The sequence below is a fragment of the Mesorhizobium sp. ZC-5 genome, from assembly GCF_025753855.1.
Lineage (GTDB): Bacteria > Pseudomonadota > Alphaproteobacteria > Rhizobiales > Rhizobiaceae > Neomesorhizobium.
Window position 1 is genome coordinate 226,650 of sequence record NZ_JAOWPT010000001.1, and the last position, 12,672, is coordinate 239,321.

Below are 12,672 nucleotides of genomic sequence, written 5' to 3' on the forward strand. Positions count from 1 at the left end.
AGAATCAAAAAGGGAGTGAGACGATGAAGAAAGCACTGCAGAGACTTTTCCTTTCAGCAGCGATCCTCGGATCGTTAAGCGCGCAGGCTATGGCGGTCGACGTCGAGTGGTGGGACTTTCTCGCCGGCGGTGACGGCGTTCGCATGAAGGCTTTGATTGACAAGTTCAACGCCGAGCATCCCGACATCCAGATCAAGGCGACGACGCTTGAGTGGGGTACGCCCTACTACACCAAAGTGAGGACATCGGTTGGCGTCGGACAGGGCCCGGACATCATGACTTATCACCTGTCCCGCATTCCGCTTGCATTGCAGGATGGCAGTCTTTCCGAGATCACAGACGCCGACCTTACCGCGGCAGGCCTTACGAAGGGCGATTTCTTCGACGCCGCGATCAAGGCCGCGAGCGGCGAAGACGGCAAGCTTTATGCCGTACCGTTCGATATCCACGCCATCGTTCTCTACTACAACAAGAAGGCGCTCGAAGGCACAGACTACCTGGACGATAAAGGCAATCTCAAAGGCATAGCCTCGCTTGAGGACTTCACCACCGCGATGACAAAGCTGAAGGAAAAAGGCGTCAAGGCGCCGCTCTCCTACCAGACCGTCGGCGGCGGCGGCACGTGGCGCGTCTTCTACACGCTGTTCTCGCAGATGGGCGGCGAATTGATCACCGGTAATGAGGTGCTCGCCGGCGACAATGCCGCAAAAGCACAGAAGGCGATCGAGATCATGGCCGACTGGCGCAGCAAGGACCTGATCCCCGAACAGGCTGAATACGAGGCCTCGGTGGCGCTGTTCAGTGCCGGCGATGCGGCGTTCCATATCAATGGCGTCTGGGAGGTTCCGACCTTCAAGGACCTGGCGGCGGCAAACAAGCTCGGCTTCGAATGGGGCGCTGTCGAAGTACCGCAATTGCTCGAGAAGCCCGCGACCTGGGCGGACTCGCATGCCTTTGCGTTGCCAGCCAACAAGGACGAGGATCCCGCCGTTCGCCAGGCTGCCCTGACGGTGCTTGGCTGGATGGAAAAGAACTCGCTTGGCTGGGCGGATGCCGGACATATCCCGGCGTTCAAGAAGACCGTCGAGAGCGCGGAATACCAGGCGATGCAACCGAACGCCACCTATGCGACGCTGGCGGGCCACGCCGTCTTCGACCCGCGCAGCAAGATCGCCGGCGTTGCCTCGCCGGTCTACGACGCGGTGGACAACTACATCGCACCGGCGGTGCATGGCCAGTTGCCGGCGGCCGATGCCGTCGAGCAGATGAAGACCGAACTGCAGGGCATGCTGCAATAAGCTCTAATCGATCGCGAAACCCGCCGCCGACGCGGCGGGTTTCCGAAACATCTGAGCAAGGATAGGACGCAAGCATGTCCCTTCAGTCGAGGCGGCGGAAAGCCAACCTGACAGCAATGGTGCTGATCGCGCCGTTTGTTGCAACCTTCGCGATCTTCTTTGCCTATCCGACGCTCAAGGTGCTGCAGCTCAGCTTTACGGACTCGCCGCTTATCGGCGACGGCAACTGGATCGGCGTCGACAACTATGTCAGACTGCTCGGCGACCGGTTGTTCTACACCTCCCTGGTCAACAACGCCTATTTTGTGCTGCTGACCGTGATCCCGACGACGGCGATCGCTCTCGGCATCGCCTTGATGATTAGCCGCCTGAGGGGGCGGCTCCAGGCGCTCATCATGGTTCTGTTCTTCTTTCCGTACATCCTGCCCGTCTCGGTGGTGACGCTGATCTGGACCTGGATGCTCGATTTCCAGTATGGCATCCTGCAAGGCGTCTTCACGCTGTTCACCGGCAAGCCGGTCGCGGTGTTCAAGAACCCGCATTGGGTGATGCCGGTGATCGCGGCGGTTACGATCTGGTGGACGAACGGCTTCAACGTGCTGCTGTTCCTGGCCGGTCTGCGCAATATCCCGACCGATCTCTACGAGGCGGCAAAGCTCGACGGCGCCACGGCCTGGCAACGGTTTCGTCGCGTTACCTGGCCTTTGCTCTGGCCGATCACCGCCATGGTCCTGACGCTGCAATTGATCCTGCAGCTCAAAATCTTCGACCAGGTCTACCTGCTGTCGAAGGGCGGCCCGTTCAATTCGTCCTATGTGCTGCTTTTGCAGGTCTATCGCGAAGCCTTCCAGCTCGACCATGGCGGCTACGGTTCGGCCATCGCTATGACGCTGGTGGTCATCATCGTGATATTTTCGGTACTGCAATTCCAACTTTTGCGCGTGGTTGGACGGCGATGATCAGGAACCGGAAGCTCGCCAACCAGCTGTTCGGGCTGTTCGCACTGCTGTGCGCGGGTGTGTGGATGTTCCCGCTCTACTGGGCCTTCGTGACGTCGATCCGCTCAGAACAGAATGTGGTCGGTGGTGGCGGTGTCCTGCCTGATGAGTTCAACCTCGCATCCTATATCGACGTGATTTTCCGCACCAACCTGATGCGCTGGTACGTCAACTCGGTCGGCACCGCCGCGATCACGACCGCCGTCGTCCTGCTGTTCGGGGTCATGTGCGCTTACGCGCTGTCGCAGATCAAGTTTCCGGGCAGGCGCTTGCTCTACGGTGTCGTCCTGCTGAGTTTCATGGTGCCGCCGCAGGCCCTCTACGTCGCCCAATTCATCCTCATGAACGACCTTGGCCAGGTGAACAAATGGGGTGGGATCATCCTGCCGCAACTGATCGTTCCCGTCGTGATCGTCGTCTACAAGCAGTTTTTCGACGCGGTGCCCAAGGAGTTGCGCGAGGCGGCCGTGCTCGATGGCGCGAGCGAGTTCAAACTACTGTTCAAGGTCTACCTGCCGCTGAATTGGGGCATTACGACAGCGCTCGGGATTGTCACCTTCATCGCGACCTGGAACGAGTTCTTCCTGCCGTTCCTTGTCGTCACATCCGAAACGCAGATGACGATCCCGGTCGGCATAACCCAAGTCAACGACGCGTTCGGCGTGGCTTATGCGCGGATCATGTCGGTTGCACTGCTCGCCGCTGCTCCGGTCGCCATCGCCTACCTGATCTTCCAGAGAAAGGTCACGGAAGCGGTGATGATCTCGTCCGGCATCAAAGGCTAGGGTTTGGACACCCGAGAGCGTTCGATCTCGATTTCCACGAGTTCGAGGAACCGCCGGGCCAACGGCGAGAGCAGAGCGTCCTTCGCCATGATGATGTTGAAGGCGGGCACGACGGCTTTCACCCTTGTGTCTAGAGCCACGACCTTCGCGCTCAGATCCTCGGCGGCCAGCAGATAAGCCACTTCCCGCGCGAAGGGTGCGATCGCATTGGTGCGCGACACGGTGGCGAGCGTCAGCAGCACCGACGATGAAAATGTGATGCGGTCGGGAAATGGGGCGGAATCGGCAGCAAATGCGTCGCTGACGGCGGACCAGATCGGCGAGCCGGCCGGCTGCAGCACCCAATCGAATTCACTGAGCTGGCCGAGTGACAGGCCGCGCCGTCCGGCGAGCGGATGGCCCTGGCGCGCCAGGAATTCCAATGCCTCCTCGTCGATGCGGCGGACATCGTAGATCGACGGATCGTCGGATGGCGTCAGGCGCCCCAGCACGAAATCATATTCGCCGGCGCGCATGCGATGCATGAGCGTGACGCTCGGCTCGACGTCGATCTGCAACTGGACGTGAGGCGCGATCGCCCGCAGCGCCAGCGAGGCCGGCAAGGCAAATGCAATCGCCGGCGCGGTTACCGTGCCGATGCGAACGCGGCCACGCCGCCCGTCGGCAACCTCGTTGATATCGCGTCCGAGTTTTTCGATCTCCGAGGCGATGCGCCTCGCCCGCGCCGCAAGGACATCGCCGAACTCGTTGAACGTCAAACCATGTGCATGGCGGACGCAGATTTGCTGCCCGACAAGCGCCTCGATCTCAGCCAGGGTTCTCGATGCCGCCGGCTGGGTTATGTTCATGTCGGCCGCCGCGAGCGCAAGCTTGCCGCGCCGTTTCAGGGCATCGACGAAGCGCAGCTGATTCATCTTGAGGAATTGAGGCTTCATGTGCATCTTTCCGCTAAAGGGCGATCATACCATTCTTGCTATCGTAGAATATAGACACATGATTTGACTGATATGCTCTTGTTTCGCACATTCGCATCGCGATGAGGGCAGCCTTGCGCCTCACAAGCCAGCGCAGACAGGCGGTCTGCGCATAAGATGTTCGAGCGGGTGCGCCATGAATTTCATACCAGCAAAATGGCCGCGCACTTTGCGGTCTACCGAATGGTTCGGCGGGACCTCTCGGGATAACATCTATCATCGCTCATGGATGAAGAACCAGGGATTGCCGGCTGACCTGTTCGACGGGCGCCCGGTGATCGGCATCTGCAACACCTGGTCGGAACTGACGCCGTGCAACGCCCATCTGCGCGACCTCGCACAACGCGTCAAGCATGGCATCTATGAGGCTGGTGGCCTGCCCGTCGAGTTTCCGGTGTTCTCGACCGGAGAGAGCGCGCTGCGGCCCACGGCGATGATGTACCGCAACCTCGCGTCGATGGACGTCGAGGAGGCGTTGCGTGCCAACCCGCTCGACGGCGTGGTGCTGATGGTCGGTTGCGACAAGACCACGCCGGCGCTGCTGATGGGCGCGGCATCGGTCGACATCCCGGCGATCGTCGTCACCGGCGGGCCGATGCTGAACGGCTGGTTCCGCAATGAGCGCGTGGGCTCCGGCACCGCGCTCTGGCAAATGTCGGAAGCAGTCAAGGCCGGTTCGATGAGCCAGGCGGATTTTCTCGAGGCCGAGCAGGCGATGAGCCGCTCGCCCGGATCGTGCAACACCATGGGAACGGCATCCACGATGGCGTCGATGGCCGAGGCGCTGGGGATGGCGCTGAGCGGCAACGCGGCCATTCCGGCGGTCGACAGCCGCCGCCGGGTTATCGCCCAGCTTACCGGGCGGCGCATCGTGCAGATGGTCAAGGACGATTTGAAGCCGTCCGACGTGCTGACAATGGAGGCTTTCGAAAACGCCATTCGCTGCAACGGCGCAATCGGTGGCTCTACCAATGCCGTCGTGCATCTCCTGGCAATGGCGGGACGGGCAGGTGTCGACCTGACGCTTGACGACTGGGATCGCCTCGGGCGCGACGTGCCGACGATCGTCAACCTGATGCCCTCCGGGAAATACCTGATGGAGGAGTTCTTCTACGCCGGCGGCCTCCCGGTCGTCCTGAAGATGCTCGGCGAGGCGGGTCTGCTGCACAAGGACGCGCTGACGGTCTCCGGCCAGTCGCAATGGGATCAGGTCAAGGACGTGCGCAACTGGAACGAGGACGTCATCCGCCCGGCCGGCAAGGCATTGACCAGCCAGGGCGGCATCGCGGTCCTGCGCGGCAATCTGGCGCCCGACGGAGCCGTGCTGAAGCCGTCGGCGGCCACGCCCGCCCTGATGGTGCACCGGGGCCGGGCGGTCGTGTTCGAGGACATCGACGATTACAAGGCGAAGATCAATGACGATGCCCTCGACATCGATGAAACCTGCGTGATGGTGCTCAAGAATTGCGGACCACGCGGTTATCCTGGCATGGCCGAAGTCGGCAACATGGGATTGCCGCCGAAGGTGCTGAAAAAGGGCATCACCGACATGGTGCGCATTTCCGACGCGCGGATGTCGGGCACCGCTTATGGAACGGTCATCCTGCATACCAGTCCCGAGGCGGCGGCCGGTGGCCCCCTGGCGGTGGTCCGAGACGGCGATTACATCGAGGTGGACGTGCCGAACAGGCGTCTCCACCTGGACATTTCACAGGCCGAGATCAAACGTCGCCTGGCAGCCTGGACCAGTTCCACGCTGCCGCCCGAAAGCGGCTACGCGAAGCTTTATCATGACCACGTGACCGGCGCCGACACAGGCGCTGACTTCGACTTCTTGAAAGGCAGTCGCGGAAAGGCCGTGCCGAAGGACTCGCACTGAACTGCAGTGTTGCGGTGACCTTCGACCAGACCAGCGACGATGCTTGACGCTGCCCTTTCGTCTACTCCAGTTTGACGTTGGCTCCACAAGGCCTTCGCCGATCTTCCGCGACTTCAGGCGCAGATGCAGAGAGCATCCACGATCCTCACCTCTCCGGAGCCTTTGCGCACCAGCACCGGATTAAGGTCGCAGGCGACCATTGCCCCATCCAGATCAGTTGCGAGTTGTGAGAATTTGACTGTCAGGTCCACCAGGTGGGAAAGATCCGTCTCTGGAATCAAGTTGCGATAGCCGCCGAGCACCTTGGCAAGTTTTGTGTTTCTGAGCATCTCGGATGCTTCGCTGGCATTGAGCGGCGCAAGCTTCGCCGCGCGGTCGCCAATTACCTCCACGAGCGTCCCACCGCTCCCCACTATTACCAGCGGGCCGAACGGGGCCGCCGATGTGAAACCCGCCATCGCCTCCACCCCGTCGACGATCTGCTCCTGAAGTTCGTATCCATCCACAACCGCGTTGGGCATGGTTTGTGACACCCTGTCGGCGATGAGCGCGATCGCCGCGCGCAGGGATGTCTCGTCGGCCACATCGAGCACGACGCCGCCGACGTCCGACCTGTGCTGGATGTGCGCAGAGGCGACCTTCACCACCATCGGAAATCCAACCTCCAGCGCCCGCTTCGAAGCCTCATCCGCGTTGCGCACGACGATCGACTTGACCACCGGGAGGCCATATTCGCGCAGGATGCGGAAGCTGGCGGCAGGGTCGAGTGCACCCTTGACCTGTGAAAGTTCGCGACGAATTTCGCCCGCCTTGGGATTGAAGGGAGGTCTGGTTCCCCGCCGAGCCTCGCCCCAGGCACCAGCCAGCTTTGGCCGACCTAGCGCCAGGTTTCCAACGGCGCGCAATCCCGGGGTCAATCCCCGGATCAGCGGGACGCCGCTTTGCGCGAGAAGCTCACGCACTCCGGGATCCACGTTTTCGGACGTCGGCGATATCACGACGAATGGTTTTTTCGCGGCACGGCCGCTTTCGGCATAGACGTTCAATATGCCCATGTAATTCTGCAGCGTCGCCGGATTGAGGCTCTCCTGCGTATCCTGGAGCGCCACGACGGCGCCTACATTCTCATCGTCGAGCACGGCGGCAATCGCTTCCGGAGAATTCCGGTCCTCGACGTTGACCGTGGCACCGAAATCGATGGGATTATGCCCCGTTGCTCCAGGCAATGCCTTTCGCAACCGCTTAGCCGTTGTTTCGTTGAATCCTGCGACCCCAACGCCGCCCGCCTCGGCGATATCGCAGGCAAGCGCCGTCTGTCCGCCCGAAATTCCAACGATGCCGATCCCGATGCCGCCAACCATCCTGCGAACCGTCGCGGCGCATTCGAGAGATGCGATCAACTCGTCGTAATCGGAAACGGTCGCAATGTTCGTTGCAGCAAAGAAATCGTCATAGGCATCGGTGTCGCTCACGAGCGCGCCGGTATGCGCCTTGGTTGCCGCGAGCCCCGTGGCCGAACGGCCAACCTTCAGAACGACCAGCGACTTTCCCGCCGCATGGACTGCTTCCGCCGCGAAGGCCAGCGCCACCGGATCCTTGATCGATTCGGCAACGACGCCGATCGCCGAGGTGGCGTCGTCGTCGGCAAGCCAGCGGATGTAGTCGGCCGCGCCTACGTGGAACTCGCTGCCCATCGTGACGACCTTGGAAAGCCCGACCACTGTCGAGTTCATCACCGAGATCGCCGCCGAACCGGACTGGGCAACTATGGCCACCTTGCCAGGACGCAGTCTTTTGCTGGGCCGTGATGGATAAAGTGGGATGGAGTCGGTGAAATTGACCAGCCCCATGCAGTTGGGGCCATGTACGATGAGGCGGCTCCCCTTGCTCATCTCGCGGATGGAGCGTTCTTCGCCCTGTGAAAAACCGTTGGTGAAGACAATGGCCGAGCGCACCGGGCTCTGTTCGAGTTCATCGAGCACGCCTTTGACCTGCGCCGCGGGAATCGCGACGATGGCGAGGTCCGTATCCGCAGGCAAGGCAGCGACCGAATTGAGCGCGGCGATTCCGTCGATCTCGCTGGCTTGGGGATGCACGGGAAGCACCGCGCCCCGGTATCCCCACTCCTTGAGATTGCTGATCACAACATTGCCCTGCGTCATGCGCTTGGCTGAAGCGCCAACTACCGCGACCGAGCGCGGCCGCACCATGGGAGTAACGTCGATATGCAAGGCGGTGTCCTCTTGAGGCAAGGCTGTTGCCATGCAGCCGCTTTGGATCTGCATGGCAATTCAGGTTGTTGATGGAGTCTATTGCTGGTCGGCCGGAAGCCAGGCTTCCGCCCAGTTCGGATGCGTGTTGAACGAGAAGTTGAACTGCGCATCCAGGTTCTGCAGATTGGTCGTCACCGCTTCGTAGACCTGCGAGTTCGTCAACTGGAGCTGGTTGAGGTCGCGTGCGATGATCTCGGCATATTTCCGGTAGTGCTCTTTCTGCTCTGCCAGGGGCGCTGCCGATGCATCGAGCGCGACCTTGTCGAACTCCGGATTACAGTAGCCGGTCGGGTTTGCGTAAGGCACGCTGCCTTCGTTGCAGACGAAGCTGCGATCGACACCGAGCACAGGGTTGGTGCGACCCGTAAGCGAGATCACGGAAGCGTCGAAATTGCGTTCGGTGTAAACCTTGTTCGTCCAGATTTGCTGGTCCAGCGTGCTGAGCTTCACGTCGATCCCGATCGCGGACCATTGGGATTGAACGACCTGGGCAACAGCGTCGTAGGGGGCCTTGGCTATGACGGTCAGTTCTATCGTGAACCGCTTGCCGTCCTTGAGCGGATATCCTGCCTCGTCCAGCAACTTGCCCGCCTTTTCGGGGTCGTATGCGTAGAGCGTGTCATAGTTGACCGAGGTGTCGTGCAGGTTCTTGAACTGCGTCGGTATCGCGTTCTTCGCAGTAGCGCCCAAGCCCATGTAGACGTCCTGCACGATGCGCTCACGATCGATGGCGTGGAACAGCGCCTGCCGAACTTTCACGTTCTTGAACGGTTCGCGAGTGAGGTTGAGATCGACAACCGACGTTTCCGGCGCGTTGTTCACGATCTGCACGACCTTGAACTTGCCGCTTTCGGCGGCATCCTGGCTCGCACGCACTTGCGCCACCTCGGGACGGAACCAGTTCACTTCGCCGCCGATGATCGCGTTCAGGCGCTGCTGCGGATTGGGTATCAGGGCGAAGATGACCGAATCGAGGTGTGGCTTGCCTTCCTCCCAGTAATTCTCGTTGCGCACAAAGGTGATCGACTGGCCGCTCTGCCAGCTCTCGAACTTGAACGGGCCGAGGCCGACCGGCGCAATGTTTGCCGGGTGGGTCGCCACGTCCTGGCCGTCATAGATATGCTTCGGCATCAGCGGGAAGACCTCCTTGTCAAAGAGATCGAGCGTCGCGGTCAATGGCTGCTTCAGCTTGAGAACAAAGGTCTTGGCGTCCGGCGCCGATGCTTCCTCGATGAGCGGCATGAGCTTGGTCAGGTAGGTGTTGAACTTGCCGAACGAGTTCAACGTGAAGACAACGTCCTCGGCCGTGAAGGGCTGGCCGTCCGACCATTTCACACCTTCGCGCAGAGTGAAGGCATATGTCTTGCCGTCGGGTGACGTTTCCCAACTCGTGGCAAGGCGCGGCAAACGCTTGCCGTCGCGGTCATAAGTCATCAGGCCGTCGGCCCAGACATCGGCCGCGAACAGCGCGGGAACCGAGGATGTCAGCTGCGTGTTGAGCGTTGGGATCGTGGTCGAATTCAGGGCCGCGATCACCGTGCCGCCATCAACCGGCTGGCCCTCTTCGGCGCTGGCGCCGAGAGCATAGGCACTGAGGGCACTCGCCAGGAGCATCGAAGTTACCCGCCGTAACGACACGGCAGACGTATTGCGAAAAGCCAATCTCACAGTCTCTCTCCCATTTTGATTGTACTTGGCACTTGCCCTCATTTTTCTCCAAGGGCGGCGTGCGCCTGCTTCTCCGTTGTCGTCGCGCCGGTGAGTTCTTCCGCGCGGTGACAGGCGGCCTTTGTTGCGCCAATGCCGACAGGCCGAAGTTTCGGCTCGGTCTCGGCGCAGATTTGAATCGCGTGTGGGCAGCGGTCGCGGAAGCGGCAGCCCCCTTCAAGTGCCGTCGATCTGGGCGGCGAAGCCGCGGCCGCCATCGAGCGGATACGTCCCCTGCGCGGATCGGGCAGCAGCCGCGCATCAAGCAGAAGACGGGTGTAGGGATGCGCGGGTTTGTCGTAGATGTCGGCGCCGATTTCCACGATGCGCCCGCGATACATCACCGCCGTCCGATCGGCGATGGATTGCATGGCGCCCAAGTCATGGCTGATGACGACGAAGCCCACATTCGTTCGCACTCGCAGGTCCTGCATGAGCTGCAAAACCTGGGCCTGGATCGAGACATCGAGGCTGGAGAGCGGTTCATCCGCAATGATGATTTTCGGCTCCAGCATCATCGCGCGTGCGATGGCGATACGCTGCTGCTGCCCTCCCGATAGCTGGTGCGGGTAGCGGCCGAGATACTGCTCCGGCGGATCCAGGCCAACGGATCCGAGTTGCTTCAGGATGAACGCACGCTGCTCTGCTGATGTCGCAAGGCTATGCCTGCGGATGACATAACCCAGCGTTTGCTCGACCGTCATGCGCGGGTTCAAGGACGAAGACGGATCTTGAAACACCGCCTGCACCTGCCGGCGAAACTCGCTTCGCTGGGCGCCATCGAGTTCTTTCAGCGCCACGCCGCGATAGGCCACCGTGCCCTCTGTCGGAAGGTTCAGCATCAGCAACAGCTTTGCCAGCGTGCTTTTTCCCGAACCGGATTCACCCACGACGGCAAGCGTTTCGCCTTCGTGGACGTCAAGGTCTACATCGTCGACCGCGCGAACAGTCGTCCAACCCCAACCGCTCGCATTGCGGCTGGAATAGATCTGGCTGACGCCCTGGAGGCTCAGGACAGGCCGGCTCATTGCTGCATGCCCCTGAAGTCGAGGCGATGCGCGCTCAGTTCAACCAGTCGCGCGGAATAAGGGTGCTGCGGCCGCTCGAACAGGTCGACGGCGGTCGCGTTTTCGACAAACTTCCCGGCCTGCATGACGTAGACGCGGTCACAGAGTTCGGCGACGACGCCAAGATCGTGGGTGATGATCGCGACCGCCATGTTGCGTTCCTTGTGAAGCCTGTAGAGGGTTTCAAGAACCTGCAGCTGCACGGTGGCGTCCAGTGCGGTGGTGGGCTCGTCCGCGAAAAGGAGCTTGGGGTCGCTCGCCAGGGCGATTGCGATCATGACACGCTGGCGCATGCCGCCCGAGAGTTCATGCGGATAGCGCCGGGCGATGGCTCCGGGATCCGCAAAGCCGACCTCGTCGAGCAGATCCAGCACGCGCCTGTGCTCGGACCGGCCGCGACCATCCGGAGACAAAGCCTCCGCGATCTGGCGTCCCACGCGCTGTGTCGGGTTGAGGTAGCCGAGCGGATCCTGAAAGATCATCGCGAAACCACGCGAACGCCTCAGCGTGCGGAGTTCGCGATCGGCCATCCGCAGGATATCGCGCCCCTCGAACCTCAACTCGCCAGACAGTTCGTCCACTTGCAGGTTGGGCATCAGGCGCGAGATCGCGCGGATCAGCGTGCTCTTGCCGGATCCGGATTCGCCAACCACGCCGACGCATTCTGCGGTGTCGACCTTGAAGTCCACGCCATCCACGGCCCGCACCAGCCGGTCGGCGACCCGCAAATGTACCTTGAGGTCTTTGACCTCCAGCAGCGGTGCATCCGGCGCGCCATCAGAGACTGCGAGATCGCTCATTGCAGGCCTCCCATTCCGCGCGTGCTGCGTGGATCGACGACCTCGTTCAAGCCATCCGCAAAGAGGTTGAGGCCAATCACTGCAAGGCAGATGGCTGCACCCGGAAACACGCTCATCCACCATGCGGTGTCCATGTAGTCCTGCGCCACAAACAGGAGTTGGCCCCAACTGACCATCGACGGGTCGGAAAGGCCCAGGAAGCCGAGGCCTGCTTCGATGAGGATGGCGATGCTTGCGTCGAGCGCCACCTGGACGATCACCGGCTGGGCGGCGTTTGGCAGTATCTCGCGGAAGATGATGTGTGTGGTCGACAGGTCAGCGACCCGCGCTGCAGCGATGAATTCTCGCTCGCGCAGCTTGATGTACTGTCCGTATACGAGCCTCGCCTCCATCGGCCAGATCGCCAGGGCGACCGCCGCGATTAGCAATGAGAAGCTGGACCCGAACAGTGCCACCGCGCAAAGCACCAGCATGATGACCGGCAGGGTCTGGAAAAGCTCGATCACCCGCATCAGCACTGCTTCCACGGGTCCGCGGAAATAGCCGGCGAGAATGCCGATCGTGCCGCCGACGAGCAGTGCCGCAAGCGCGGCTCCGAGACCAACGAGCAGCGAGGATTGGGCGCCGTAGAGGATCAGCGAGAATACATCGCGCCCGATATTGTCCGTGCCGAACAGGAATTCCGATGACGGTGGCGCAAGGCTGACCGATGTCTGTTGCAGCGGGGTGTACGGCGCCACAACTGGCGCGGAGATCGCTACCGCTGCCAGCATCAGCAGAATGATCGCGCCGATCGCCCCATGGCGCGTGCCCATGAGATTGCCCAACGTGCGACGCCAGCGTCCCAGCACGGTCGTGCGCGGCGCAACTGGTTTGGTGAGCTCGCTCATG

Annotated in this window: 10 protein-coding genes; 4 read left to right on the forward strand and 6 right to left on the reverse strand. The window is 61.5% G+C overall.

The window, feature by feature from the left end:
• Window positions 1-23 precede the first annotated feature (23 nt).
• From OHD58_RS00985 to OHD58_RS00995, 3 genes are all read left to right on the forward strand, one after another.
• On the forward strand, window positions 24-1,298 hold the full coding sequence (locus OHD58_RS00985; RefSeq protein ID WP_263801177.1) for an extracellular solute-binding protein: 1,275 nt from the start codon (window positions 24-26) through the stop codon (window positions 1,296-1,298).
• Between the two features lie 74 nt (window positions 1,299-1,372).
• Window positions 1,373-2,257, forward strand: coding sequence for a carbohydrate ABC transporter permease (locus OHD58_RS00990; RefSeq protein ID WP_263801178.1), 885 nt, complete (start codon window positions 1,373-1,375; stop codon window positions 2,255-2,257).
• Window positions 2,254-3,081, forward strand: a complete 828-nt coding sequence (locus OHD58_RS00995) for a carbohydrate ABC transporter permease (protein ID WP_263801179.1) — start codon at window positions 2,254-2,256, stop codon at window positions 3,079-3,081. Before OHD58_RS00990 ends, OHD58_RS00995 begins: the two co-directional genes overlap by 4 nt.
• Here OHD58_RS00995 and OHD58_RS01000 read toward each other — a convergent pair.
• Window positions 3,078-4,016 carry a LysR family transcriptional regulator gene (locus OHD58_RS01000; RefSeq protein ID WP_263801181.1) on the reverse strand — a complete coding sequence of 313 codons (939 nt, stop codon included), beginning with the start codon at window positions 4,014-4,016 and terminating at the stop codon, window positions 3,078-3,080. The two genes, OHD58_RS00995 and OHD58_RS01000, sit on opposite strands and share 4 nt — an antisense overlap.
• A 175-nt stretch (window positions 4,017-4,191) precedes the next feature.
• Between OHD58_RS01000 and araD the strand changes: the two genes are divergently transcribed.
• On the forward strand, window positions 4,192-5,934 hold the full coding sequence (araD, locus tag OHD58_RS01005) for an L-arabinonate dehydratase (protein ID WP_263801182.1): 1,743 nt from the start codon (window positions 4,192-4,194) through the stop codon (window positions 5,932-5,934).
• 113 nt (window positions 5,935-6,047) lie between these two features.
• Here araD and OHD58_RS01010 read toward each other — a convergent pair whose 3' ends face one another.
• The 5 genes from OHD58_RS01010 to OHD58_RS01030 all read right to left on the reverse strand — a co-directional run bounded on the left by OHD58_RS01010 (window position 6,048) and on the right by OHD58_RS01030 (window position 12,671).
• Window positions 6,048-8,219, reverse strand: coding sequence for an acetate--CoA ligase family protein (locus OHD58_RS01010; RefSeq protein WP_263801183.1), 2,172 nt, complete (start codon window positions 8,217-8,219; stop codon window positions 6,048-6,050).
• Between the two features lie 24 nt (window positions 8,220-8,243).
• Window positions 8,244-9,821, reverse strand: a complete 1,578-nt coding sequence (locus OHD58_RS01015; RefSeq protein WP_263801184.1) for an ABC transporter substrate-binding protein — start codon at window positions 9,819-9,821, stop codon at window positions 8,244-8,246.
• A gap of 92 nt (window positions 9,822-9,913) precedes the next feature.
• Window positions 9,914-10,942 (reverse strand): oligopeptide/dipeptide ABC transporter ATP-binding protein, encoded by a 1,029-nt coding sequence (locus OHD58_RS01020; RefSeq protein ID WP_263801186.1) that lies wholly within the window; start codon window positions 10,940-10,942, stop codon window positions 9,914-9,916.
• Entirely contained in the window at window positions 10,939-11,781 is an 843-nt protein-coding gene (locus OHD58_RS01025; RefSeq protein WP_263801187.1) for an ABC transporter ATP-binding protein, read from the reverse strand. The genes OHD58_RS01020 and OHD58_RS01025 overlap by 4 nt, the downstream gene beginning before the upstream one ends.
• Window positions 11,778-12,671 (reverse strand): ABC transporter permease, encoded by an 894-nt coding sequence (locus OHD58_RS01030; protein ID WP_263801188.1) that lies wholly within the window; start codon window positions 12,669-12,671, stop codon window positions 11,778-11,780. Before OHD58_RS01030 ends, OHD58_RS01025 begins: the two co-directional genes overlap by 4 nt.
• Window position 12,672 lies beyond the last annotated feature (1 nt).

Bases quoted from the DNA above. Each gene is read 5' to 3' on its own strand.
- OHD58_RS00985 (WP_263801177.1), top strand. From the start codon at position 24: ATGAAGAAAGCACTGCAGAGACTTTTCCTTTCAGCAGCGATCCTCGGA.
- OHD58_RS01010 (WP_263801183.1), bottom strand. From the start codon at position 8,219: ATGCAGATCCAAAGCGGCTGCATGGCAACAGCCTTGCCTCAAGAGGAC.
- OHD58_RS00990 (WP_263801178.1), top strand. From the start codon at position 1,373: ATGTCCCTTCAGTCGAGGCGGCGGAAAGCCAACCTGACAGCAATGGTG.
- OHD58_RS01020 (WP_263801186.1), bottom strand. From the start codon at position 10,942: ATGAGCCGGCCTGTCCTGAGCCTCCAGGGCGTCAGCCAGATCTATTCC.
- OHD58_RS01025 (WP_263801187.1), bottom strand. From the start codon at position 11,781: ATGAGCGATCTCGCAGTCTCTGATGGCGCGCCGGATGCACCGCTGCTG.
- OHD58_RS01000 (WP_263801181.1), bottom strand. From the start codon at position 4,016: ATGAAGCCTCAATTCCTCAAGATGAATCAGCTGCGCTTCGTCGATGCC.
- OHD58_RS01015 (WP_263801184.1), bottom strand. From the start codon at position 9,821: ATGCTCCTGGCGAGTGCCCTCAGTGCCTATGCTCTCGGCGCCAGCGCC.
- araD (WP_263801182.1), top strand. From the start codon at position 4,192: ATGAATTTCATACCAGCAAAATGGCCGCGCACTTTGCGGTCTACCGAA.
- OHD58_RS01030 (WP_263801188.1), bottom strand. From the start codon at position 12,671: ATGAGCGAGCTCACCAAACCAGTTGCGCCGCGCACGACCGTGCTGGGA.
- OHD58_RS00995 (WP_263801179.1), top strand. From the start codon at position 2,254: ATGATCAGGAACCGGAAGCTCGCCAACCAGCTGTTCGGGCTGTTCGCA.